General features: G+C 35.1%; 22 protein-coding genes and 1 tRNA gene. 10 read left to right on the forward strand and 13 right to left on the reverse strand.

The window, feature by feature from the left end:
* Nucleotides 1-28: 28 nt before the first annotated feature.
* From ACNQGJ_RS13300 to ACNQGJ_RS13310, 3 genes are read right to left on the reverse strand one after another with little or no spacing between them, the layout of a single operon-like run.
* The gene (locus ACNQGJ_RS13300; RefSeq protein WP_417973467.1) at nt 29-1,834 is read right to left on the reverse strand and encodes a peptide MFS transporter; all 1,806 of its coding nucleotides are present in this window, start codon (nt 1,832-1,834) and stop codon (nt 29-31) included.
* A gap of 4 nt (nt 1,835-1,838) precedes the next feature.
* Complete coding sequence (locus ACNQGJ_RS13305) at nt 1,839-3,383, reverse strand: peptide MFS transporter (protein WP_417973465.1); 1,545 nt, start codon at nt 3,381-3,383, stop codon at nt 1,839-1,841.
* An 8-nt stretch (nt 3,384-3,391) separates the two neighbouring features.
* On the reverse strand, nt 3,392-5,563 hold the full coding sequence (locus ACNQGJ_RS13310; RefSeq protein ID WP_417973463.1) for a S9 family peptidase: 2,172 nt from the start codon (nt 5,561-5,563) through the stop codon (nt 3,392-3,394).
* 180 nt (nt 5,564-5,743) lie between these two features.
* On the opposite strand from ACNQGJ_RS13310, the gene ACNQGJ_RS13315 reads away from it, so the two are divergent.
* Nucleotides 5,744-7,060 carry a hydroxymethylglutaryl-CoA reductase, degradative gene (locus ACNQGJ_RS13315; protein ID WP_417973461.1) on the forward strand — a complete coding sequence of 439 codons (1,317 nt, stop codon included), beginning with the start codon at nt 5,744-5,746 and terminating at the stop codon, nt 7,058-7,060.
* A gap of 59 nt (nt 7,061-7,119) precedes the next feature.
* A complete protein-coding gene (locus ACNQGJ_RS13320; protein ID WP_417973459.1) occupies nt 7,120-8,037 on the forward strand; it encodes a GYDIA family GHMP kinase in 918 nt (305 codons plus the stop codon).
* Between the two features lie 101 nt (nt 8,038-8,138).
* On the opposite strand, the gene ACNQGJ_RS13325 is transcribed toward ACNQGJ_RS13320, so the two are convergent.
* From ACNQGJ_RS13325 to ACNQGJ_RS13350, 6 genes are all read right to left on the reverse strand, one after another.
* Entirely contained in the window at nt 8,139-10,235 is a 2,097-nt protein-coding gene (locus ACNQGJ_RS13325) for a peptidylprolyl isomerase (RefSeq protein ID WP_417973457.1), read from the reverse strand.
* 108 nt (nt 10,236-10,343) lie between these two features.
* On the reverse strand, nt 10,344-11,603 hold the full coding sequence (locus tag ACNQGJ_RS13330; RefSeq protein WP_417973455.1) for a hemolysin family protein: 1,260 nt from the start codon (nt 11,601-11,603) through the stop codon (nt 10,344-10,346).
* Nucleotides 11,604-11,606: 3 nt separating this feature from the next.
* Nucleotides 11,607-11,801, reverse strand: coding sequence for a hypothetical protein (locus tag ACNQGJ_RS13335; protein ID WP_417953062.1), 195 nt, complete (start codon nt 11,799-11,801; stop codon nt 11,607-11,609).
* Between the two features lie 12 nt (nt 11,802-11,813).
* Nucleotides 11,814-12,368, reverse strand: coding sequence for an LPS export ABC transporter periplasmic protein LptC (lptC, locus tag ACNQGJ_RS13340; protein WP_417973453.1), 555 nt, complete (start codon nt 12,366-12,368; stop codon nt 11,814-11,816).
* Nucleotides 12,369-12,415: 47 nt separating this feature from the next.
* Nucleotides 12,416-13,666, reverse strand: a complete 1,251-nt coding sequence (locus ACNQGJ_RS13345; protein WP_417973452.1) for a BamG family beta-barrel-assembly machinery protein — start codon at nt 13,664-13,666, stop codon at nt 12,416-12,418.
* Complete coding sequence (locus ACNQGJ_RS13350) at nt 13,659-14,393, reverse strand: type III pantothenate kinase (protein WP_417973450.1); 735 nt, start codon at nt 14,391-14,393, stop codon at nt 13,659-13,661. Before ACNQGJ_RS13350 ends, ACNQGJ_RS13345 begins: the two co-directional genes overlap by 8 nt.
* Nucleotides 14,394-14,491: 98 nt before the next feature.
* Here ACNQGJ_RS13350 and ACNQGJ_RS13355 point away from each other — a divergent pair.
* Together ACNQGJ_RS13355 and ACNQGJ_RS13360 are read left to right on the forward strand one after the other, a co-directional pair.
* Nucleotides 14,492-14,564, forward strand: a tRNA-Phe gene (locus tag ACNQGJ_RS13355).
* 153 nt (nt 14,565-14,717) lie between these two features.
* On the forward strand, nt 14,718-15,305 hold the full coding sequence (locus ACNQGJ_RS13360) for a DUF4202 domain-containing protein (protein ID WP_417973448.1): 588 nt from the start codon (nt 14,718-14,720) through the stop codon (nt 15,303-15,305).
* Between the two features lie 332 nt (nt 15,306-15,637).
* Here ACNQGJ_RS13360 and ACNQGJ_RS13365 read toward each other — a convergent pair whose 3' ends face one another.
* The 4 genes from ACNQGJ_RS13365 to ACNQGJ_RS13380 all read right to left on the reverse strand — a co-directional run bounded on the left by ACNQGJ_RS13365 (nt 15,638) and on the right by ACNQGJ_RS13380 (nt 19,788).
* Nucleotides 15,638-16,948 (reverse strand): M28 family metallopeptidase, encoded by a 1,311-nt coding sequence (locus ACNQGJ_RS13365; RefSeq protein ID WP_417973446.1) that lies wholly within the window; start codon nt 16,946-16,948, stop codon nt 15,638-15,640.
* A gap of 345 nt (nt 16,949-17,293) precedes the next feature.
* Nucleotides 17,294-18,097 carry a DUF2971 domain-containing protein gene (locus tag ACNQGJ_RS13370; RefSeq protein ID WP_417973444.1) on the reverse strand — a complete coding sequence of 268 codons (804 nt, stop codon included), beginning with the start codon at nt 18,095-18,097 and terminating at the stop codon, nt 17,294-17,296.
* 331 nt (nt 18,098-18,428) lie between these two features.
* Nucleotides 18,429-19,226, reverse strand: a complete 798-nt coding sequence (cobA, locus tag ACNQGJ_RS13375; protein WP_417973640.1) for a uroporphyrinogen-III C-methyltransferase — start codon at nt 19,224-19,226, stop codon at nt 18,429-18,431.
* A 355-nt stretch (nt 19,227-19,581) separates the two neighbouring features.
* Nucleotides 19,582-19,788: a hypothetical protein gene (locus ACNQGJ_RS13380; protein ID WP_417973442.1), complete on the reverse strand. Its 207-nt coding sequence runs from the start codon at nt 19,786-19,788 to the stop codon at nt 19,582-19,584.
* Between the two features lie 126 nt (nt 19,789-19,914).
* Here ACNQGJ_RS13380 and ACNQGJ_RS13385 point away from each other — a divergent pair, with 126 nt between their 5' ends.
* From ACNQGJ_RS13385 to ACNQGJ_RS13410, 6 genes are all read left to right on the forward strand, one after another.
* Nucleotides 19,915-20,322 (forward strand): IS1/IS1595 family N-terminal zinc-binding domain-containing protein, encoded by a 408-nt coding sequence (locus ACNQGJ_RS13385; protein ID WP_417980374.1) that lies wholly within the window; start codon nt 19,915-19,917, stop codon nt 20,320-20,322.
* Nucleotides 20,323-20,424: 102 nt separating this feature from the next.
* On the forward strand, nt 20,425-21,804 hold the full coding sequence (locus ACNQGJ_RS13390; protein ID WP_417973438.1) for a porin: 1,380 nt from the start codon (nt 20,425-20,427) through the stop codon (nt 21,802-21,804).
* 21 nt (nt 21,805-21,825) lie between these two features.
* On the forward strand, nt 21,826-23,361 hold the full coding sequence (locus ACNQGJ_RS13395) for an MFS transporter (RefSeq protein WP_417973436.1): 1,536 nt from the start codon (nt 21,826-21,828) through the stop codon (nt 23,359-23,361).
* 10 nt (nt 23,362-23,371) lie between these two features.
* Nucleotides 23,372-23,599: a DUF6814 family protein gene (locus ACNQGJ_RS13400; RefSeq protein WP_417973434.1), complete on the forward strand. Its 228-nt coding sequence runs from the start codon at nt 23,372-23,374 to the stop codon at nt 23,597-23,599.
* A gap of 137 nt (nt 23,600-23,736) precedes the next feature.
* Entirely contained in the window at nt 23,737-23,931 is a 195-nt protein-coding gene (locus ACNQGJ_RS13405; RefSeq protein ID WP_091204329.1) for a hypothetical protein, read from the forward strand.
* Nucleotides 23,924-26,629, forward strand: coding sequence for an ATP-binding protein (locus ACNQGJ_RS13410; protein ID WP_417973432.1), 2,706 nt, complete (start codon nt 23,924-23,926; stop codon nt 26,627-26,629). Before ACNQGJ_RS13405 ends, ACNQGJ_RS13410 begins: the two co-directional genes overlap by 8 nt.

The raw sequence follows: 26,629 nt of genomic DNA on the forward strand, positions 1-26,629 counted from the left end.
GTGACAAATCAAAAATGATGCCTAAAAATTATCGAACACCATGCATTAATTTCTTAATTATCGGCCCCATTAAAATAGAGAATAAGGCCACAACTATCGATATTATAGCTAACATCCAGAAGAAATAACTCAATCCATGTTCGTTGGCAATTTTATCAATATTTTCTCCAAACATACCGGCTCCCTTCATTCCTATTGCAACTGCAAGATACCAAACTCCGAACATAAATGCAATCATTCGTGCAGGAACTAATTTACTCACGTACGACAATCCTACCGGAGAGATACATAATTCAGCCATTGTATGGAAAAGATATACCAAAATTAGCCATATCATACTTACTGAAGCTGTTTTTGCACCTGCTTCGATTCCACTTGCGCCAAAAGCAACACAAGCCATACCAAGGGCTAATAATCCCATACCAATGCCATATTTTAAATTAGCAGAAGGATTGTATTTACTTTCCCACCATTTAGAAAACATTGGTGCTAATGAAATAATAAACAAGGAGTTTAGGGTAGAAAACCAAGTTGCAGGAACTTCGGTTAAGGCAGTCGTTACTTTATCAATTTTTAACGCCTGCAACGTATCATCTGACAATGATAAATATCCTGCTGTGTAATAATCTCTGGCCAGCATCCATATTGCTATTGCCCAAATAATTATAAAACTTACGCTTAGAATAACATTTGCAAGAGCGTAAAATTTAAAAGTTTGTTTGAACAATAAAAATAACACCCAAGTAATAATTACTAATGGTAAAATAGTTATCAGTGAATTCATCACTAAAAACACCACACTCCAATTTCCAGTTAAAACCCGATCCGTGTAATCATTCGCAAAGATGGTTAAACTGTTTGGCGATTGTTCAAAGATTGCCCAAAAGAAAATAGTTAAAAATGCGAAAAATGTAACCGCTATTAATTTTTCTTTGGTAATTTTAGAATACTGAGTAAATCTATAAATCAACAGTATAATAAATACAACCAGCGCTGAAAGGATCGCAATAGCGTTTCCATTTTCACCTAGGAATGAAAAAATATTTACTTTTCCTTCAGATATTTTGGAAGCTGGGTCATTTATCAGCCATAATAAAGCCAATAATGAGGAGAATGCAATCGCTGCTAATTGTATTGGTGAAAAGGGATTTCTTTTATCCGTATCTAAAGCTTCAGCTTTCGCTTTGCTTTCTTTATTTGGTTTCAAACCAATGTCTCCAAAGATATCTTGAGAAAACCAAAACTGTAACATTCCAAAGAACATAAAAATTCCAGCAAGGCCAAAACCGTAAGTCCATCCCACTTTTTCGCCTAAATAACCACAAAGTAAAATACCAAAGAAAGCCCCGGCATTCACACCCATGTAAAATAAAGTATACGCACCATCTTTTTTCTCCGGACGGTCTTTGTACATTTCAGACACGATAGAAGTCATGTTGGGTTTAAAAAACCCATTCCCGAAAACCAACAACACTAATCCTAAATAAATAGAAAATTCTGTTTCAACGGCCATAGAAGCATGTCCTAAAGTCATCAAACTGGCGCCAACCACTACAGCCCATCTAAAACCGATAACTTTATCAGCAAAATAACCTCCTAACATGGTGGATAAATAAACCAACCCAACGTAGGATCCAAATAATGCAGATGCATTTTCACGAGTCCATTCCCAACCACCATCTGTAAAGGAAGCCGTTAAAAATAATATCAATAAAGAACGCATACCGTAAAATGAAAATCGCTCCCACATCTCTGTGAAGAATAAAACGAATAATCCCGCCGGATGTCCTAGAACGGTACTTTTAAAAAATTGATCTGTAGTATTTTCACTCATATTATTAATTGTTTAATTCTTTATCTACTCCGTGCATTAATTTTTTGATTACTGGCGAAAGAATTAATAGCAGCAATCCGAAACCAACTCCTGTATAAAATAAATATTCAAAAAGCACTAAATAACTCTGTTTTGCTAAATTTAAATCGGGAGCTGTACCATTTGAAGTATCGACAGAAGCGATATTAGCTAAAATGGAAGCAATAAATTCCGAACTGGCTGTTGCCAAAAACCAAACGCCCATCATGAACCCAACGATTTTTGCTGGGGATAATTTAGTCACTGCAGAAAGTCCTACCGGTGACAAACTCAGTTCGCCACAAGTATGTAAAAAATACGCTAATATTAGCCAAATTGCCGCTACTTTTCCTGCGCCAGAAAGATTTATCCCCATTACTAATGCTCCAAAACCTAAACCAACTAAAGCTAATGCTAACGCAAATTTTACTGCGGTATTCGGATTATATTTTCCTAAATTTGGCCATATCCAAGCAAAAACTGGCGCCAGCAAAATTATAAATAAAGCATTAAAACTTAAGAACTGTCCAGCAGAAACTTCATATCCAAACATAGTTCTGTCTAAAATGCGGTCAGCAAATAAATTCATGGAAGTATACGCCTGTTCAAACAATGCCCAGAATACAATTGTAAATACAATCAATATGGTCAAAGCAATCAATTGATGACGCGCTTTTCCATCTAATTGGGTAATAGCATAATAAACAATATAAACAAAAGAAATACCACCAGCAATCTTCAAAGCCCATGAAACTGCATCATGATTTTGGACCATTTGCCAAAACAATAACGTTGAGCAAACACTTCCAATATAAATCAACCATTCATTTTTAAGTCCAAACGATTTTTTCTCTAAAAAAGAGGGGTTGTTTGTTTCGCCCTTACCCATTAATAATTTTCTACCGGAAATAAAAGTCACCAATCCAAAAAACATTCCAACTCCAGCTGCAGCAAAACCATAACTCCATCCGTATTTTTCTCCGAGCCAAACACAGATCAGCGTAGCCATAAAAGACCCTAAGTTGATTCCCATATAAAATAAAGTGAATCCAGAATCTCTTCTTTTATCGCCCCTTTCATACAACTCCCCTACTAATGAAGAGATATTGGCTTTTAGAAATCCAACCCCAACAATTATTAAAGATAATGAAAAATAAAATATTTGCAAGGCGGTTTCGTCTCGTGTTATTTCCCCAGTAATGGATTCAGTTGCGGCATTCCCTTCATACGCCATTCCTATGTGTCCCAACACCAGCATAATCCCTCCAAAAACGATCGCTTTTCTAAATCCCAAATAGCGATCCGCAATAAAACCGCCTAGAACAGGCACTGCGTACACCAAAGCAGCGTAGCTTCCAATCAGTAAATTTCCGGAAGTATCCGAAAACAAATGATACTTTGTCAGATAAAAAATCAACAAGGCTTTCATTCCATAAAAGGAGAACCGTTCCCACATTTCGGTAAAAAACAATATAAAAAGCGCTTTTGGATGTCCAAAAAATTCTTCTTTTTTCAATACGTCGTTTGTCATAAAGTCTGTTATAGATTTTCTTTGATAAAATTAGTCATTTTTGTGTACAATTGAATTCTGGTTTTACCTCCATAAATCCCGTGATTATTGTCGGGATAAATTTGGGAATCAAATTGCTTGTTGGCCTGAATCAAGGCTTCCATCATTTGCATCGAGTTCTGAACATGCACATTGTCATCTCCTGAACCGTGAATCAAAAGGAATTTTCCTTTCAATTTATCCACATGATTTATTGGGGAATTATCGTCATATCCGCTCGCATTTTCTTGTGGAGTCTGCATGTAACGTTCCGTGTAAACACTGTCATAAAAACGCCAGTTCGTAACAGGAGCAACAGCAATTGCCATTTTGAAAACATCATTCCCTTTCATAATACAATTAGATGCCATAAAACCACCATACGACCAGCCAAATATACCAATTCTAGCTTTATCAACAAATGCGTAATTTCCTATTACTTTCGCAGCATCAATTTGATCTTCTACTTCGTATTTCCCTAACTGCAATTGGGTTACTTTTTTGAAATCCGCTCCTCTAAAGCCGGTTCCTCTTCCGTCAACACACGCCACAATATACCCTTGTTGTGACAACATCATAAACCAGTAATCATCCGTACTGTTCCATTCGTTATTCACTTGTTGTGAACCAGGACCAGAATATTGGTACATAAAAACTGGATATTTTTTTGCCGGATCAAAATCTTTAGGTTTAATTATCCAAGCATTTAGTTCATTCCCTTTTGCTGTTTTTAAAACAAAAAATTCTTTAGCTGGTAAATTATAGCTTTTTAGTTTCGTAGCCAATAATTCATTGTTTTCAATAACTTGTACTTGTTTTCCAGCCTTGGCCTCGTTCAATGTATACGTCGTAGGATGAGATGCATTAGAAAACGTGTTGATGTAGTATTGGAAATTCGGACTGAATGTTGCCGCATTTGTTCCTGTATTTTGTGACAAACGGACTTTGTTTTTTCCGTCAAGACCTATTCTATAAACATCTCTGTTAATAGATCCGTTTTCTACCGACTGATAGAAAACCGTATTTGTTTTTTCGTCTAAACCGTAATAATTCGTCACTTCCCACTTTCCTTTGGTCACTTGGTTTTTCAATTTTCCGTTTTTATCATATACGTAAATGTGATTGAAACCGTCTTTTTCGCTTGTCCAAATAAAACTGTTGTCTTTCAAAAAAGTTAAGTTATCCGTAACATCAACATACGCTTTGTCTTTTTCGTTCAAAACTACCTTTGCAGTTCCTGAGTTCCCATCAATAAACAATAGATCTAAATTGTTTTGGTGGCGGTTTAATACCTGAGCCGATAAAGTATTCGCATCATTCGTCCATTGCATTCTGGCGATATAAAAATCGTTGTAATTCCCCAAATTTATATTTTTTACCGCATTCGACTTTACATCGTAAATATGTAAAGAGACCAAAGCATTCTTCTCACCAGCTTTTGGATATTTAAAGGTTTGCATCGTTGGATACAAGTCTTTTCCAAACATGGACATCGAAAATTCCGGAACCTGACTTTCGTCAAAACGAATGTATGCCACTTTTTTGCTGTCAGCGCTCCAATCGAAAGCTTTCACAAAAGCAAACTCTTCTTCATAAACCCAATCCGTAATACCGTTAATAATGCTATTTTTTTGTCCGTCTGTTGTTATTGCAGTCGATTTATTAGAACCTAAATCATATACATACAGATTATTTTCTTTGGCGTAAGCAATTTTCTTCCCATCAGGTGAAAAAGTGGGCTCCTGAACCTGAAAATCAAATAACTTTTTTAATTTTTTACTGGCAATATCATACAAGTAATAATCAGCCGTAAACGAGTGACGAAAGATTTGATTGGTATTGCAAGCTAATAAAATCATTTCTTCAGAAGCATCAAACGTATAGCTGTCAATCCCATTTGATAAATCTTTGTGGGATTTTGTATCGATAAGTGTCGCTACTTTTTTTAACGTGGCAAAATCATATAAATCGATTTGCGCACTTCTTGACCGTCTGTCTAAATTCAATACCGTGTATTGATTTGTATTTTTCATGGACTGTAATTCGTCCATTCCTTGAGCACGAAATGTGCCGTTGTAAATTTCATCAATTGTGATTTTTTGTTGGGCAACAACACTAATACACAGGAATAAAAATAATGCTATAATTTTTTTTGAATACATACTATTTATTTAAATATAAAAACCGTCAATTTTAGTGAAAAATTTACAATAATCTCACATTCGATGTGTTAAATGTTAAAAACAATATTCCAAACACTCCTTTATTGAGGATATTATCATAGTAAACAAAACAGCTAAAAGGTGTATCTTTGCCTCCACACATATTATAATCTATTGAGAATGAATAAGGCCGTTACCGGATTTTCTAAATTATCCAAAGAAGAAAAAATTAAATGGATTGCCAATCAATATTTTTCAACACCTTCAACAGCGATTGCCTTGCTGAAAAACTATTGGAATTCTGATGAAAAAATACAGAAATTACACGATGAATTCATCGAAAACACGATAACTAATTTCTACATTCCACTGGGAGTAGCTCCTAATTTTCTAATTAATGGAAAATACAGCACCATTCCCATGGCAATTGAAGAAAGTTCAGTAGTTGCCGCTGCCGCCAAAGCTGCTAAATTTTGGTCCACGCGAGGCGGGTTTAAAACGACTGTAATCAATACCGAAAAAATTGGCCAGGTTCATTTTATCTATAAAGGTGATGTTTCAAAACTGAACTTATTTTTTGCCCAAAACAAAAACAAATTTTTCTTAGATACAGAATCGATTACAACAAATATGCAAAAACGCGGTGGCGGAATTTTAGATATTATTCTAAAAGACAAAACTGATTTATTGCCCAATTATTTTCAGCTGCATGCCACTTTTGAAACCAAAGACAGCATGGGCGCTAATTTCATTAATTCGTGTCTGGAACAGTTTTCCAAAACCCTGAAAGAAGAAGCGCGCCATTATGATGTGTTTACGGAGACGGAGCAAAACATTGAAGTGGTGATGAGCATTCTTTCGAATTACGTTCCAAATTGCCTCGTAAGAGCCGAAGTTTCCTGCCCTGTTGCCGACTTAGAAGAAAAACACATTTCGAACCCTAAAGAATTTGCGGAGAAATTTGTGCAAGCCATTCAAATCGCCGAAGTCGAGCCCTATCGTGCCGTAACGCACAATAAAGGAATAATGAATGGAGTAGATGCCGTAGTTTTGGCAACGGGAAATGATTTTCGTGCCGTTGAAGCTGGAATTCATGCCTACGCTTCCCGCAACGGAAAATATTCCAGTCTTTCCCATGCCAAAATCGAAAATGGTATTTTTACTTTTTGGTTGGAAATTCCCTTAGCGTTAGGAACGGTTGGTGGTTTAACTTCCCTGCATCCACTGGTAAAATTATCCTTGGAAATGCTGGAAAAACCATCTGCCAAGGAATTAATGCAGGTTGTCGCCGTCGCTGGTTTAGCCCAAAACTTTGCCGCATTGCGTTCATTAACTACAACTGGAATTCAGGAAGGACACATGAAAATGCATTTAAACAACATCATCAACCAGTTTGAAGCCAATGATGAAGAACGCGTTTTAATCTTAAAACATTTCAAAAAAAACACCGTTTCTCATAGTGCTGTGGTCACTTTTATTGAAAGTTTAAGAAAATAACATCGATTTCGACATCCCTGTCAGGATTTTAAACCCTGACAGGGATTAAAATAAGACTAATGAAAAAAACATTCTACAGTAACGGAAAACTTTTGATCACCGGAGAATATTTGGTTCTTGATGGCGCAACAGCATTTGCGCTGCCGACAAAAAAGGGACAGCACCTTACTTTAGAAGAAGGAAGCAACCAGGAAATCATTTGGAAGAGTTATGATGCGGACGGAAGCATTTGGTTTGAAGACACGATTTTATTTTCTGATATTTCAAAAGGAATAAATCCTGAAAATGACTCCGTCAAAGAAACACTTACGATCATATTACACGAAGCTTTTAAATTAAATTCGGATTTTATTTCAAATTCCGAAGGATACACAGTTACCACTGCACTTGGGTTTCCAAAAAGCTGGGGTTTAGGAACCTCATCGACCTTGATAAATAATATTGCGCAATGGCTACAAATTGACGCTTTTACACTGCTTAAAAACAGTTTTGGAGGAAGTGGTTACGATATTGCCTGCGCTCAAAACGACACCCCTATTTTATATCATCTGAGGCAAGGCAATCCTATCGTTGAAAAAGTGTGCTTCAATCCGGATTTTACAGACAATATTTACTTTATATATTTGAATAAAAAGCAGAGCAGCAAAAGCGCAATATCGGCATACAATATTAATAAAAAGAATAATCTCGAGAAAACCATTGCTTTAAATGACCAAATAACTCTTGAAATATTAAATGCAAAAACGATTACAGCATTTGCTTTGGCAACAGAAGAACACGAAATTCAAATGAGTTCTATTCTTGAAATGCAAACCGTAAAAGAATCCTTATTCCCTGATTTTAATGGGGCAATAAAAAGTCTGGGGGCTTGGGGCGGTGATTTTGTGATGGCAGTTACTGATGAGAATCCAACAGCATATTTTACTTCAAAAGGGTATAACACAATCATTACTTATAATGATATGATATTGTCTTAGTTTCTATAAATAATTCACGGTTTCGAAAAAACTACATTAAAATTAAAATCCCGATACATTCTGAATGTATCGGGATTTTTATTGATTCCTTCTTTTAAAAACTAGTAATTGAAATCTATTCTGTTGTCTTCAATTTTAGCGTTAGCTTTCAATGCAGGAATTACTCTGTTTGCATCTGAAGCGCTTTGTGCTTTTAATTTAGTTACATAAGCAGCGTGGCTTTTTAAAACTGGTGCTTTTAATGTGCTTCTATTTTTCACTACATAAATACCCGTATTCCCTTCAATAGGAGCAGACATTTTGTTAGCCGCTAATGCAAAGGCATTACCTACTACTTCTGGCTCTTGACCTACACCTGGCAACATGGTGTTTTCCATCGTAAGACCAGTTGCCTGTTGAACTGTACCACCTACTGCTTTTGCAATTGCTTCAAGAGAAGAACCTGACATTTTTGCTTTGATAAGTGCTGCTTTTTTCTTGTTTTTAAGAATTGGCTCTACAGAAGCTCTAACTACAGACACGGCTACTAAACCAGAATCGTCAATACTTTTCAATTTTGCGATAACGTGACCTACATTAGCTACTTCAAATCTTTTTAGTGATCCTACTTTAACACCGTCCTCAAAAGCCCATCTAACGATTGTTCTTTGGTTTCCTAATGTTCCAAAGTTCTCATCCATTCCTACTACAGAAACAGCCGGAGCAACTTCAAGTCCCATTTCTTTTGCTACTTTATTAAAATCCTTTTCCGTAGCATCCATTTCTAATTTAGTGGCCTGAGTAAATAATTTATCAGATGTTGCTTCTGAAGCTTCAATTTTTTGAGCTACAGTAGCCAAACGAATTCCGTCTTGTTTATCCGTAATTTTAATAATGTGGAAACCAAAATCAGTTTCTACCAAACCAATTTTACCAATTCCGTTATTAAAAACAAAATCATTGAATGGTTTCACCATTTGGTTTTGACCAAAATAACCTAAATCACCACCTTGTTGTGCTGATGAATCATCAGAACTACTGAAAGCCAACATCATGAAACTATCCGGATTAGCATTTACTTGCTCCAAAATACTTTCTGCTTTTGCTTTTGCTTGTTCTTTTGTTCTTTTTTCTTTTTGATTCGGAACCTGTGTTCCTTCATAACCAATTAAAATATGACTTGCTTTCGCATTCACACCAGATTTCATCCCCATTGATTTTGAAATACAATAGTATTTTCCAAACATATACGGTCCATAAACCGCTCCTGGAGCAAGGTTAAACAATTTATCAGCATCTATAGCCGGCAAATCTTTTTTGGCAATATAAGTTGAATCGTAAGGAACATCTGAATTTGAATTGACAAATTCTACGGTGTTTGTAGTGGCTCTAAATCCAGGCAGCGTGTCATTTTTACCTGTAGCTTGGTTGTACACTAAGCTTCCAGTCAACAATGCATTGATTTTTGATTTTACATCCGTTTCATCCGCTGGAGATGCTTTGTCTTCAATCAAAACATATTCTACTTCACGAGACTCGTCAGCTTTATATTTTTCTTCATTTTTCTTCATGAAATCAATAATTTCAGCATCAGTAATTTTCACTTCACTGTCTTTAATTGTAGAATATAAACCAGCAACGTAATCAAAATTTACTTGGTTCGTTTCCATTTCATACTTCAATTTTCCTTCGCTATCAGTTGTGTAAACTGCGGCTTTAATCAATGTATTATACATTTGATATTTAGCGTTCAAATCAGCATCCTTCTCTCTGTCTTTCAAGAATTGTGCTTGTGCAGGATTAGCTCTAAAGTATTCTTTAAATTTGGCAACGTCAAAAATACCGGCAGCGTTTAAAAAGAGTGGATTTGCACCAATATTTTGATCCGCTTTCAAAACTTCCAACAAGTGTTTCGCTCCTACTCTAAGTCCTAATTTTTCAAATTCAGAAGTTAACAAAGCTACCGAAACTTCTTGTTCCCAAACTCTGTTTGAAGCTGCTGTTGAAGTAATCCCCTGACCACTTTTTTCAACATTACTTACTTTTACTCTAAAATCTTCAAATGAAATATCTTTTCCATTGATGCTTCCTACATCTTTTGAGGTGCTGTTAAAACCACCACTGCTGAATATATCACCGATGATAAATGCTAATAAACAAAACCCAATAACGAGTATCAGAAGAAGTGAACGTTGTCTAATTTTTTGTAGAACTGCCATTTTATTGTTGTTAATTTTTATATTCCGTTTGCGAAAATACAATTATCTAATTAATAATTATACTAGTAGCGTTTTATTTTGCAAGAAATTTTATTTTCCTAAAAAAAATCACTCTTGGACGGTCATTTTTACTAATTCTATTTTCTTGTTTGTGGCTTCTTCAATTATAAAATGATAGCAGCCTATGATAATCGCCTCGCCTTTTTGAGGAATTTCCTTCGTGTAATCGACTATAAAACCACCAAGTGTTCCATAAGAATCACTTTCAGGAATAGCAAGTTTATAGGTATCATTCAAATATTCAACATCAAAACGAGTTGAAAAAACAAAGACACCATCTCCCAGTTCTTTTTCGATTAATTCTTCGTCTGAATCATGTTCATCTTCAATTTCACCAAAAAGCTCTTCCACAATATCTTCCAAGGTGATAATTCCTGAAGTTCCTCCATACTCATCTAATACCACGGCGACACTTTTACGCTTTTTAGTGAGCAAATTCATGGCGTCTTTTATAAATATTGTTTCCGGAACAAACTCAACCGAAATTACAATTTCCTTAATATTATTTGGCTTTTTAAACAAATCAAACGAATGCGCATAACCTATGATATCGTCAAGCGAGTTTTGGTACACCACAATTTTGGAATATCCCGTTTCTATAAATAATTCTTTAAGGTCTTCTATTGAATCGAATACATCAATTGCTATTATTTCCGTTCTGGGGCTCATTACATCTCTGGCCTTCACACCAGAAAATTCTAAAGCATTTTGAAACATTTGTATTTCAGAATCTACCATTTCGTTATCCTCAACACTGCTCATTTGTTCGGTAATGTAATTTCCAAGTTCTATTCTGCTAAAATATAACTGAATAGTATCTCCTTCAGTCTTAAAGAATTTTTTTAAAATAAAATCTGAAATCCCAATAAAAAACGTAGAAATATAATAGAACAATTTATAAAAAACGTACGCCGGAACGGCAAAAAACTTAATTAATGAATTCGCAAAAATTTGAAAAAACACTTTAGGAAGAAATTCGGCAGTAATCAATATAATTAGCGTTGAAACCAGAATTTGCAACACTAAACTCAACCAATCTGAAAAATGATATCCAAGTGCGGCAAAGCAGCGGATCACTAATTTGCCCATAAAAAAACCATAAATCACCATCGCTATAGTATTCCCAATAAGCATGGTTACTATAAAATTAGTCGGTTTCTCCGTCAGCTTTGTAAGAATTTTTGAAACGAAATTATCTTGTTTTTTTTCAATTTCAAGATAAATTTTATTGGAAGAGAAAAAGGCTATTTCCATTCCTGAAAAAAAAGCACTTAGTATTAGGCACAATATGATAATACTAACTTCCATCAATTAGGATTTTTTATTTCGGTCATCAAATTTTTTGGCAAATTTTCTTCTGAAGAAAAACATAAAAATTGCCAATCCTGCAATCATAAAACTCAACCAGAACGTTCCTTCAGGATCATTTAATTTTGTGATACCATCGTAAATGAAATAGGCTCCAAAAACAAGATAAACGTATTGCGTATATTTTAGGTAATTCATAAATTATTTATATTAATCGGCAGATTTTATTTCGCCAGTTATTTTTTGAGAATTAATTACTTTGAAATCTTTACTAAAGTCGATTCCTTGTCCATTTGAAGTTCCTTTTGGATCAGACAATTTAAATTTTCTTTCGGTAAAAAACCATTCATTTTTTTGATCATAATACAATTGCTCCGTTTCTAAGGTTTTACCATCTTCTGTGAAAATTTTTACTTTCCCCTGCAGATCAATGATACTTGTTCGTTTATATGAAACAGCATAATTGGACTTGATAAAAGTTTTTTTTCCTTTTTTATCGAATAAAGTTACATCGATTCCTTTTGGAAATTCCGTAAAAGGAAAATCAACACTGGAATAATCCAGCATTTTAGAACTTATCAAAATGGCCGTAATTCGTCCCGAATCAGTGTATTTTAAATTTACCATATCAGCGTCACTGTTAGGTATAAATTCGGAAAAATTTATCTTCTGAATTTCCTTAAAATTACTTTCACAACCAAAAAACAGCGTTACAGCAAAAACTGTGACAACTGCTTTCAAATAATATTTTTTGACTAAAGTCATACGCTGAACTTGAGAAAGATCTTCGGCATTACTACCAATGCTTGTTTTTAGTTGAATTTTCGTTTTTCAAACCATTTATCATTAAGTGAAAAACTCACACTAAAATTTGCATAGTTTTCCTGAATGAGATTTGCTTTTGTAGTTCCTTTTTTCCCTAATTCGAAACCAAAATTCACATTAGAGAAACTACCAGTTATTGGAAATCCTAAACCAAAAGTCACTCCCATATCATTTATTGACTCAGAATTGATAACCAATCCTGTTTTTTCATATTTAATACCGGCTCTGTAAACAATTCTTTTTGCGTACGTTGTAAAGGAATTGTAATCCGGAATATAGTAACCTCCTAAACTCACGCTGCCATACTTACCGTAACCTACATTTGCTTCGTCATTATAATCATTTGCCTGCCCTGAAGTTTTACCATAGGAAATCTTACCGCCAACAAGCCATTTTCTAGCTTCTCCAATTCCCCCACTTAACGAAATCTTACTTGGCATTGCTATATTTGCCTCTGTTTTACTATCTTCAAGTGCATCAACAGTAGCCAAATCAAAATTCGAATTATAGGTTATAGTAGAAATATTTCTAATATTTTGAGACGTTAAATCGCTTTTTATTGAATATGTTAAGCTACTAAAAAGAGTAATTTTTTTATAAATTTTAGTTTGATACATCATTCCAAGATTAAAATTCACTCCTGATAAATCTGCTGAATTCAATTCACGTGTTCCAATCGGAACTCCAGTAATAAATTCAAGACTATTTGTTTCAATTTTGCCAAAATTATAATTTACATCTGCACCAATGTTAAAATTAGGGGCAATTTTATATCCTACTCCTAAAAAAGCTTTATTCAAACCACCTGTACCATTAAAACGCCTATTGTTTTCCGTAGTACTTTCTGAAATAGATTCAATTTTGTACCCCACAGAAGAATATGGGATTAATCCAAAACCAACTCCAAACTTACCCAAAGGCAAACCAACGGCTAGATAATCCAAGGTGCTTCTTCGAGCACTGGCTGATTCAGTACTATTTTTTAAAGTGTTAGTCCCGTACGTTCCTCCTAAAGTAAAAGTCGTTCTTTTAAAATTTGCGTAACTCGCTGGATTTTGTAAGTTCATATGTATACTATCCTGTTCAACTGCTACTCCCGCCATCGAGCGGTTTTCAAGCGTTCCTTTGAACCTTACATCCCCTATTCCATAAAAGGAATATGGAGAAGACGTTCCTTCTTGAGCGAAAGACACTAATGATAAAAGCAAACATGCGCTTACTATAATTTTTTTAATCATTTTTGATTTTATATTGAAATGTTTGATTCAAACTTTCCAAGAGAAAATTTGAATTGGCAAATATGGTATTTTTTAATCGTTTAGCCAAAAAATCTGTGTCACCACCCGTTAAAATTATTATAAAATTTGAATACCTCGCATTATATTGATCAGTAAAACCGTTAATCTCAAATACTAAACCGTTAACTACACCAGAATGAATCGATTCCCTAGTCGATGTACCAATTAAATCTTTTGGACTTTCTAATGGTAACAAAGGAAGTTTGGCCGTGAAATTATGCAAAGCCTCATAGCGCAATCGCAGTCCTGGCGTAATAGCTCCACCTAAATAATTATCTTGATCATCAATAAAATCATACGTAACACACGTCCCCGCGTCAATAACCAATCGATTCTGATTCGGAAACTGAAGTGTTGCTCCTGCGGCAAGAACCATCCTGTCGATCCCCAAAGTTTTAGGAGTCGCATACCGATTATGGAACGGAAAAGAATCTTCAGGAGACAGAAAATGCACATTTAGCACTTTATTATATTCCATAAAAGACTGTTTTTCGACTTCTCCAACAGACGAAATGAGCAAATCCGTTGTTTTTTCAAACTTTTTTAAAATATTTTCAATATTTTTTTTAAGTTCAATTTTCGAAAAAACAAAAATTTCAAAAAGGGTAGCACCCTCAAAGACAGCCGCTTTAATTCTGGTATTTCCAACATCGACAACTAAAATCATAATTAGGTTTTTGATGTTGCGAAGGTACGAATTGATTTTTTTTAAAAAATGTTTTGGATAAACTAAAAATCATTCTATATTTGCACCCGCAATAGCGAGGTACCTTAGCTCAGATGGTAGAGCAATGGACTGAAAATCCATGTGTCCCTGGTTCGATCCCTGGAGGTACCACTTAAAACCCTTGATTTCTTAATGATTCAAGGGTTTTTTTATGTCTGCTGCCAAATAGGGTAAAAATCGCCACCTATCCGGCAAAAATTGTTGAAAACAAGGTCTTGTAGGCTTTTTGGAATAATTATGTATCTTTGATTTTTAACTTCCCAAATGACGACAACTCCTTTCCAAAACGCCTTCGCATGGATTGATGCAGAAAATGTACAAGATCCAAATCACGAAATCTACCAATCAGTTTCTCATCCAAAAGAATTATTGTATTCTAACCGAATGTATGAAAGGCTTATGGATTTTTATCCAAATGCATCCGAAGCCGTTCAACTTGCATCCAAGGCACAACACATTTGTAGGTGGGAAGTAGCCAGAGAATCTTATCCAATGGATCGTGTGGGCTATCTGAAATGGCGTGAAGATTTGAAAAAATTCCATGCAAAAACTGCGGCTGCAATTTTAGAAAAAGCAGGTTATCCCGAAGAATTTATTGCGAGGGTCTCTTTTCTGATCGAAAAAAAATTACTCAAAAAAGATTCCGAAACGCAACTTCTTGAAGATGTAATTTGCCTTGTATTTCTCGATCATTATTTAGACCCATTTGTTCAGAAACACGACACGGAAAAACTGAAAAATATTATTCTGAAAACATGGAATAAAATGTCTAAAAAAGGACATCAGGAAGCGCTAAAAATCAATTTCAGCGCAACAAACTTTCAGTTGATAAAAGAGGCTCTTGGTTTGTAATTCAATTTTTTTATGAAAAAACTGCAACATCCATAGCTATCATTTCATTCAAAAAATTAAGTCGACTGTTACGCGATCAAATTGCTTTTGGCGTGCTTCATGATTTTTAGAAAATAATCGCGCAAAAGCTTTTGTAGACACCGTAAATTTCTTAAAAACTATTGAAGTGGGCGAATTGGTAATTTGGGAACGAGTGCTATTGAAATTGCATTAATTCCCACCGATTTTGAAATATAGAACGGGTAATTATTTCACAAAAACTGATTGTAAAATAATTACCCAATTATAATAAATACACTTCAATTATCGAGAAAAGAAGCCGAAGATGTATATTAATTTCTACTCAAAGCACTGCTATCCACTCTTGACGGTGTATCTTTTCCGTTAATGATCGTGGAAGAACTGATGGCAATGGCTTTAATAATTTGTGTCATGTTTACCATATCCAATGTTTCTATTTCATCACTTACTTTGTGGTAATTAGGCTCACTATCCATTTTAGAGGTAGAAATCGTATGTGCAGGAACGCCCAGTTTTGCCAGAGTCGCATTATCGGAACGATAGAATAATTGTTGTTCCGGATAAGGATCCGGATAAAATTTAAACGCTGATCCTTGTAAATTCTTTTGAAGTATTTCGCCCATATTTGATTTTTCAAAACCAGTAATATAAGCTGAATTTTTACCCCATTTCGATTCGGTTCCAATCATCTCCAAGTTAAACATAGCCATAACTTGCGCTGGGTCTAACTGTTTCGAAAAATATTGTGCACCGTAACCGCCTATTTCTTCTGCTACAAATGTGGTAAACAATATGGTGCGCTCATTATTATTTAGTTTTTTAAAATATTTGGCCAGCATGATCACGGCTGTAGTTCCGGCGGCATCATCATTGGCGCCATTATAAATAGAATCGGTAGCATCGTGCTCCACTCCTTCTGCTGGAGAACCAACACCTAAATGGTCATAATGTCCGGAAAACACAACATATTCATTGGGCTTGCTTTTGCCTTTCAATACGCCAACTACGTTATTCAATGCTTTCTTTGTAATTGTATTGGTGCCTTCTATTGAAAAAGTAGTCGCTTCTGTACCACCAAAAACAAATATTACCGTATTTCCTCCAGGATTAGCAGTCATTTGCGGAATGTGTTTCACATTTTGAATTCGGGCTTTAAAAGAAGCATCCACAAGAACCAAAAGGTTTTTATCGCTCTGATAATATTCGTAAAACTTCGGGCCAAATTTATCTCCGGCATCTATTTTTACAACTTGTACATCACTTTTTTCAGTTATAGCAATTTGCGGCTGGTAGGAAAAAGAAACTACATCCGCTTTATCTATTGCTTTACCATCAATCGCCACCTGTAGGGAAACATTTTTAGACTCGGTCATAGAAAATTCCTGCTTGAAATCTTTCGCTCCGTTAAATGTTTGCAATCCTATTTTCTTAAATTCAGATTCAATGTAAGCGGAAGCCTTATCGATACCCGGAGTAAACGCTCTTCGGCCTTGCATATCATCAGCCGAAAGCACTTTCTCTATCTTGGTTACGTCTTTTGTATTGATAATTTTATTGATGTTCTGGGCCTGCAACATACAAGCAGAACAAAGCACAATAGCACTTAAAACAATTTTTTTCATAAAGTATAGCTTTTAATAACAACAGATTCTACAGTAAGAGTGCAGTATTGAAAATGTGTTACAGTAAAACTACTAAAAAGGTTTGGACCTATTTACAATTTGGAGCAGAATGATTGCAGTTTTCAAGAACAAATCCTCCTGCTGTATGCTGTATCTCTTCGCTGCGCTACGAGGATGCCGCTTCCATCAGGGCTAAAAATCACGAATTACTTTCATAATACGTCATAGAAACCACACGAAAGGATTCGTGTAGTAGCGGTGAACTTCGTAACCGCATATTTTTCATTAAGATAAATTTATTTTTGAACATATTTCGCAATCTCGGAAAACTGTTGTTGTTCGCTCTTATAATTGAAACCTAGATAATCCAAACTGAAATGGAATTTTCTTTGTTTGATAAACTTTAATGTTTTTAGTTTTAACTAATTCAACGATCTCATTTTTGTGATTTTCTGAAATATTGATTCCCAAATTTACTTCATCTATAAACTCAAAAGGAATACTAATTACCCTATTAGCTTCACTTGCGGGTTCGGGATAAAAAAGTTTTGTTAATCTATATTCTTGCTCATACTCCCATTCTTTAGATTTATAATGAGTTTGTGTTGCTGAGATTTCCATCGTATGTTCACTAAAAGGATTTATTTGAGGAAAATCGTCAGAGTAAACAACTTGACCTCCTTTACCAAACAAGCCAGATTCTCTCATATGTTGTTCATTGTACCCAACATTAAAACCTTTATGAAAATCACCATAATGCGACCACATCAAAATAGAGTCCCATCTTGCTGATAGAGATAAAATCCCAAAGTGTTTATTGTTGGCGTCAGATTCAATAGCTTCGTGCTCCTGTTGGTATCTTTCAAGATTCTCCAATCTTCTCAGATGAAACGCTCTTTCATTTTCTAAATTCCTACCATCTTTTAGAAGCCAATATTTGTGTTTTTCTATTCCTTCATCAACATAACAATCAATCTTTTCTTGACTATCTAATAACGTATAATTTTTAGTAATTCCAAAATCAAATGGATCATTAAAATGTTTTGGTGCTGATAAATATAATTCACCTTTGGTCAGAATATTTTTGTGAAATTCATTTGTCCAACATCTATATTTATAAACTATATCTGGAAAATTTTCAGGTTTCATTGATTTAAGGTTAAGTACGAAATAATTGAGTACAACTAGTATATAAGCATTCGGATTTCATACTTATCACCCTTTAAATGGGATAGATAGTATTGATAATCGTCAGACATTACTTATTTCAAATATACTGTTTAATTACCGAAAAATCTGATAAATCAGCTTAGCTAAGTAACTTTTCTTCAAAAAAAATTCCTTCTTGATTGTAAACATTACGAAAAACCACATTCACGGTCTTTTTACACAAAATCCCTAGCCACGGTAGGCAGATAGCAGTGAAAACCTAATGTAGAGAACCATTTTGTCGGCTATGGCACCAAAATATTTTACAGAATCATATCGCTATATCTAAATTTTGGAAAACAAACGCATCTTCTACACTTTCCTCTTGAAAATAAGCTCTTAATTTTAAAGTACTTCGTACTACTTCTCCAATGACAATAATTGCAGGAGAGGAGATTTGTTGCTCTTTGACTAATGTAGCAATAGAATTAATCGTTCCTACCACTTTTTTCTCGGTGTCTTTTGTACCGTTTTGAATAATGGCAACAGGCAAATCATCGGTTCTATTGTTTTGATAAATCGAAATAATTTCATCTAATTTATTCATACCCATCAAAATAACCACCGTTGCGGACGATTTTGATGCCAAAGCCACGTCTGTTGATAATTTATGATTCGCTGTAGTACCGGTTATCACCCAGAAACTTTCGGAAACTTTTCTTTGTGTTAAACTGATTCCATTCGTCGCTGGCACTCCTAATGCAGATGAAATTCCGGGAACAATTGCAGTTTCTAAATCAAATTTTTCAGCATATTCAATCTCTTCGCTTCCTCTTCCAAAAACAAATGGATCGCCACCTTTTAATCGAACAACATGACCAAAACGTTTTGCCATCGAAACAATCAATTCATTAATTTGATTTTGACTGTACGCATGGCAACCAAAACGTTTCCCTACAAAAATGATTTCTGCCTGAGTCGCATACTGCAATAATTCCTCATTTACAAGGGCGTCATACAAAACAACATTGGCACTTTGCAGCACTTTGATTGCTTTTATAGTGATTAACTCTAAATCCCCAGGACCTGCCCCTACGATTGTTAATTTTGGTGTATTTGACTTTTTCATTTCTACTGGAATAAATTTGGTGTTCAATTCGTTCAATTTACAAACTGAATGTATATCTTAAAAACATTTCTTTTTTGAATCCGTAATCGGCATCAGCTGCTGTTTTACAATTAAAATGAGGTGCATCATTTTAAAATTATTACAATCAATTGCCCTTTTTAAAACAGATACTCTTTTTTTTTCGAATACATTTCTAGTAACTGGATGTATTCCGTTTTTATCTTCATAAATAGAAACATCAAAATTTGTACCATGTTTATCAACTATTCCCGAAGTATTTCGGTAGAAATAAATGGAATGTAGCAACTTACTATCAACTTCCTTTCGGTTTCCGAATCAAAAAAAGCGGTATATATTAACACAAAGGACCTCTATCCGCAACGATATCTGTTACATTATTACAAGCTAAATAATCGAAATAATTTGTAGGCGTCATCAATTGAATGTTGTCTGAAATTGGTAAAACCGCGGCAACTTTAAAAATCGTAGCAAACAAAACAATTTCAAAACACACGTACCATTCGAAATAAAATTTTTTGTGTAAAAGGATAAAATATATCAAACACACACGTTTTTTTTAATAAAAATGCATCTTTCATAAAATAAAAACAGATTACTTGTACAATTCATTTTTATATAGTTGCTAAATTACTATATTTATGCAAAATTTATATATATGGAGCTTTTAATGTGCCCGAGATGTCAAAATAACCACATTATAAAAAGTGGTATAATCAACAGTAAACAAAGGTATTTATGTAAAAAATGCAACTATTTCTTTACGGTTAACAAAATAGGCAAAAAGATCGATGAGTACTATGTCACCAAAGCATTACAACTATACCTCGAAGGCTTGAGTTTTCGAGAAATTGAGCGAATTATTGGGGTTTCGCACGTCACGGTAAGCAACTGGGTAAAGACCTTCAACATCAAAAAACCATCTCACGCCAATTACCATCCTACCTATAGGATTTTTAGCCACTTAGAACTGGTAGAATATTTAAAAAACAAAGAATTACTGTCTGGTGCAGGCATGATCATAACTGAACTTGGGGATAAATTTATGCTTATAAAATGGGAGCGATTCAAAGACTAACTATATACATTTACACATAAATATATCTAAATTTTTTTTCAGAATTAAATAATAGAATTTGGTACTTTATTAACCAACCATTACATAACCAAAATTTTATTTATGAAAAAAATTTTTTTTACAGCGGCAGTTCTTCTATTGTCGCTTAAAGGTTTTTCACAAGGCTCCGTTGATTACGGTAGCGGAATGAAATTCAATTTGAACGAAGATGGTTCAAAATACATGCGATTTATTGCTTGGAACCAAATATGGTTTCGTTCCGGTCAAATGAACCCCGGTACAATGATTGGCGGTGAATCGGCTTCCACAGGAACGGATATCGGGAACAGGCGTTTGCGTTTTCTAGCGTATTCCCAATTATCTAAAAGGTTTATGATTGTGACCCACTTTGGAATCAACAATCAAACTTTTACAAATGGAGGTGCCGCAGGATCTTCTGGAACTGGTGGGTATGGTGCCGGAAAAAAACCAGGAATATTTTTCCATGATGCCTGGAACGAATACGCATTAGTCTTACCTGAAAAAGACAAAAAATTCAGTTTGACGCTGGGTGGCGGATTGCATTACTATATGGGATTATCAAGAGCGACAATGGCCTCAACATTAAATTTTTTAACCATTGACGCCCCTATTTTTAACTGGCCGCTGATTGAAAACTCCGATCAATTTGCCCGACAAATGGGTTTATTTGCTAAAGGTAAATATGGTAAACTAGAATACCGGGTCAGCTATAATAAACCGTTTGCGACCAACTTAACACCTACCAATGTAACTTCAGCTGATAATGCTGTAGCTGTTGACAACAGTGGCAATACTAAATGGTCCAAAGCTGGTTATTTCGAATATCAATTCTTAGAGCAAGAAGCTAACGTGCTTCCTTATAAAGTGGGCAGTTACCTTGGAACTAAAAAAGTGTTTAATATTGGCGCTGGTTTTTATACGGCACCTGACGCCACTAAATCTTCGGTAAATAATACCATTAGTAAACACGATATCAAACTTTTTGCAGCAGATGTTTTTCTAGATTTACCCGTTGGAAAAAAAGAAAACAAAATGGCGCTTACAGGATACAGTGTTTTTTATGATTATGATTTTGGACCAAATTATTTACGAAATGTTGGCATTATGAATATTGGCTCCGTTGACCCAAACTTCACTGGAAGCAGAGCATTGGCTGGACCTGGAAATGCGCAGCCTACCATTGGATCAGGAAATATTTGGTACACACAAGCCGGAATTTTATTGCCTAGTAAAGCAGACAAACCAAAAGTTCGTGTACAACCCTTTGGAGCTTTTACGTATAAGAATTTTGACGCTTTAGATAAGTCCAGTACCCAATTTGATCTTGGAACTAACTTTTTCTTGGATGGACAACACGCAAAAATCACAGCACAATATTCAGCAAGACCAATTTACACGACTCCCTCTACTATCGCAGGATCAAAAGAAGAATTCGTAGTACAACTACAAATCTATTTATAACCTAAACATAAAAAATAATTTATGAGCACTACATCAACAAAAGGAATTTGGAAAGTGATTTCCGCGTCCTCAATGGGGACAATGATTGAATGGTATGACTTTTACATCTTTGGAAGTTTAGCCGTTGTCATTTCAACTAAATTTTTCCCTTCAGACAATCCTACCGCGGCGTTTTTGTCTACATTGGCAACATTTGCGGCCGGATTCGTAGTGCGCCCTTTTGGAGCACTTTTCTTTGGAAGATTGGGCGATTTAATTGGCCGAAAATACACCTTCATGGTTACGTTGTTATTAATGGGTGGTGCAACTTTCCTGATTGGATGTATCCCGAGTTATGAAACCATTGGATTCATGGCGCCTTTATTAGTATTAATTCTTCGTTTGCTTCAAGGTCTTGCTTTGGGTGGTGAATACGGTGGAGCCGCAACCTACGTGGCTGAGCATGCTCCCGTGGGACAAAGAGGATATTGGACTTCTTGGATTCAGACTACTGCAACGGTGGGATTATTCATCTCCTTGATGGTAATTTTAGCTACAAGAAACATTCTTACGCCTGAACAATTTGACGAATGGGGATGGAGAGTTCCGTTTTGGGTATCGATCATTATGGTTGGAGTTTCGTATTTAATTAGAAAAAATATGGATGAATCTCCTGTTTTTGCTAAAGCAAAAGCAGAAGGAAAAACCAGTACCAATCCATTGAAAGAGAGTTTTGGAAATCGTTACAACTTGAAGTTTGTATTGTTGGCTTTATTTGGAGCAACAATGGGACAAGGGGTCGTTTGGTACACCGGCCAATTTTATGCCATGAATTTCATGAAAACGGTAATGTCTATTGATTCTTCTCAGGTAGATACTTTATTAGGAATCGCATTAATGCTTGGTACTCCATTTTTCATCCTTTTTGGTTGGTTAAGTGATAAATTAGGCCGAAAATACATCATGATGGGCGGGATGTTGCTAGCCATCATATTATACAGACCGATTTACAAAAGCATGTACGAAACTACATCGATAGCCAATAAAACGGAAATGGTAGAAAAAACAACGCTACTCGCTGAGCTTAAAGAGAACAAAAAGCAAACCATGGACTCTATTTACACCACGAACAAAGAGTATGCAGATGGAACAACATTAGTAGAAATAAAAACGGTATCTTTAGAAAACGGCACGGCTAAAGTTGTGGACGGAAAACCAAAAATAGAAACCAAAACAACTATTAAAATTAACTCCAGTGACAATTGGGCTTTAATATTTTTAGTGTTTGTACAAGTGCTATTTGTCACTATGGTTTATGGTCCTATTGCAGCTTTCTTAGTTGAAATGTTCCCCGTTAAAATTAGATACACGTCCATGTCGTTGCCGTACCACATAGGAAATGGAATTTTTGGAGGACTGCTCCCTGCAATTTCAACCTATTTTGTTATAAATGCAAAAGAAGGCGGGAATCCGGAATTTTATCTTGAAGGACTTTGGTATCCAATTGTTATAGCTGCTGTCAGCTTTGTGATTGGAATGGTTTACATTAAAAACAAAGACAAAAACGCTCACATTTAAAAAACACAACATGAATCAAATAAAAAGACTTTTAGGATTAGTTTGGATAGCGTTAGCAGTTGCTGCAGCCTATTTTTGCATCTTTACTTTTGGATTGCCAAAATTTATTTCAGGCAAACAAGAGGATTTAGTATTCGGAATTATCATCTTATTCATACTAACCCCATTAATTGTTTTAGGATTAGGAACCTTTGGGTATTATGCCTTGATGGGTGATTACGATGAAAAAAACGATTAATTAAATGCATTACTTAAAAACAATCTCTGCATGTATTTGCAGAGATTGTTTATTTTTTAAATAAAAAATACAGATTCGAATACAGAATCTTAAAAAAATCAAAGCACATTCAGCTGCAAAGCAAACTGCATTTTCTTATGAAAAAGAGACATGAACAAAAGTTGGTTATCCTTTCAATGCTAATGCTATTAGCTTTGAACGTACCGCTCTTACTGTTATTTGACAGTTCGCAACCACTCTTTGGATTCCCAATCATCTACATTTATATCTTCTCGGCATGGTTGTTTTCAATTGCCATCTCGTACTTAATAGTAAAAAGATATTATGAATAGCATTGGACTCTTGTTAATATTAGTGCTTTATTTGTCGATTCTTTTTTACATTGCCTATTGGTCCGAAAAAAGAAGCCATTCTAAATGGACAAATAATCCCTACATCTATTCCTTTTCATTAGCGGTCTATTGTACAGCCTGGACCTATTACGGAAGTATTGGAGTTGCTGCAGAATCCGGTTTGAGTTATTTACCCATTTATTTAGGTCCCATATTAATTATCCCCACTTGGATGATTATTCTTAAGAGAATTATCCGAATTTCGAGAGTAAATAAAATTTCCAGCATTGCAGATTTTATTTCTTTACGATACGGAAATAGTAGATTTCTGGGAGCATTGGTAACTATGATTTGCATTGTTGGTATTCTACCCTATATTTCTTTACAGCTAAAATCAATTTCTGACACCTTTCATATTGTTACAAAAACACAGGCGAGTTCCAATATTTTTACGGACACTACAACCTACGTGTGCATGGCGCTCGCATTATTTGCATCCTATTACGGAACAAAATATGTAGATGCTTCCGAGAAAAGACGCGGCATTGTCACTGCCGTTGCCATGGAATCCATTTTAAAGTTAGTTTTCTTTTTAATCGTAGGCCTTTATGTTACCTATTTTGTGTTTGATGGATTTGACGACATTTATCAAAAAGCATCCGTCCTAAAAGATTTCGACAAAAAAAATACAATTGGTGGACTTTCAAACGCAATCAACTGGTTCTTTTTGTGTATTTTGTCCATGTTTGCTATTTTTCTATTGCCCCGACAATTCCATACGGCGATCGTCGAGAACAATAAGGAAAGTCATATTCGAACCGCCATCTGGCTTTTTCCGCTGTATTTATTGCTTTTCAACATTTTTGTGTTTCCAATCGCTTGGGGCGGAAATATTTTGTTTGAAGGCAAAGGCCATAATTCAGATACGTATTCTTTACTGATTCCTCAGCTTTTTGACAACAACATACTGACTGTTTTAGTATTTCTAGGTGGATTTTCGGCAGCCATTTCGATGATAATCGTATCTTCAATTGCTCTGGCCACCATGTTGAGCAACAACTTATTGATTCCGTATGGTTTCATTGGCTCACTGGAAAATTCTTCGCCAAAAAAGAACAGCACACGTATTGTAAACAGTAGAAAATTAGGAATTTTTTCTCTTATTATTTTGGCATACGCGATCTATCGAATTTTTATTTTAGAGTATTCTTTAGTTTCCGTCGGATTGGTTTCATTTGTCGTTATAGCGCAACTGGCACCCTCCTTCTTTGGCGCCATATTCTGGAAAAGAGGTTCTAAAAACGGCGCTGTCACAGGAATTGTCCTTGGGTTTTTAACGTGTTTTTACACGCTGTTAATTCCGTACGCAATAGGAATCACAAAATCGACCAGTCTTTTTATTCAGGAAGGACCTTGGGGAATTGAATTACTGAAACCTTTCCAACTTTTTGGATTGGATTATTTAGAACCTATACCTCATGCTGTTTTTTGGAGCATGCTCATCAACATCTTAAGTTATTCCGCTGTATCGGTGAGTTTCAAAGGCAATTACCGCGAGCGAAATTATGCCGAAATGTTTGTGGATATTGACAAGTACATCACTAACCATGAAAATGCTTTTGTTTGGAAAGGAACCGCTTACATTTCTGATATTCAAAAAGTACTCCAGCGTTTTTTGGGTGAAGACCGCACAAAACGAGCTTTAACTATTTTCAATTTAAAATATAACATCGATAAAAATATTACCACTGCCGATGCGCGATTTATAAAATTTGCCGAGAATTTATTAACGGGACATATTGGTACGGCTTCCGCCAAAATATTAATATCAAGTGTGGTTCAAGAAGATAAAATCAGCTTGCCGGAAGTGTTGCGAATTTTGGAAGAATCCAAAGAAAACATCATTATCAACAAAAAGTTGACGGACACCTCGAATGAATTAAAAAAAATATCGGAACAACTTAAAATTGCCAATCAGGAACTGGTCAACAAAGACATTCAAAAAGATGAATTTCTAGATACGGTTACCCATGAATTGAGAACGCCGATTACAGCCATTCGTGCCGCAAGCGAAATTCTTCACGATGACAATGATATTCCGGAAGAATTGCGCAAACAGTTTTTGCAAAACATTATATCTGAGTCGGATCGTTTGAATCGCTTGATCGACAAAATTCTGGATTTAGAAAAATTTGAAACTGGAAAACAAAAGATTTATTTATCTAAAAACAACATTACTAAAACAATTAAAAACACATTAGATTCCCTACAACAATTAATAAAAAACAAAAATATCAGTGTTGAATTCGATAATTCTAACAAAGTGATAAAAGCCTTTTATGATGAAGAGCGGATCATTCAGGTGATTCATAATTTGTTGTCTAATGCTATAAAATTTTGTGCAGACACAAATGGGAAAATAGTCCTTTCAATACTTGAAAAGGAAACCGCTATAGAAGTAAAAATTCACAATAACGGTAAGCTAATCAAAGCAGAAGAAGCAGAAGCGATTTTTGACAAATTCTATCAGTCCAGAAACCAGAACATTAAAAAACCAATAGGAAGTGGCTTAGGTCTGGCCATCTGCAAACAAATTATAGAACATCATAAAGGAAATATCTGGAGTGAAAATAATGTGACTGACGGCGCCACTTTCATCTTTACATTACCCAATTATAATACAAAAGAAAATAATTAA

The sequence above is a fragment of the Flavobacterium cryophilum genome (assembly GCF_048286555.1).
Taxonomy (GTDB): domain Bacteria; phylum Bacteroidota; class Bacteroidia; order Flavobacteriales; family Flavobacteriaceae; genus Flavobacterium.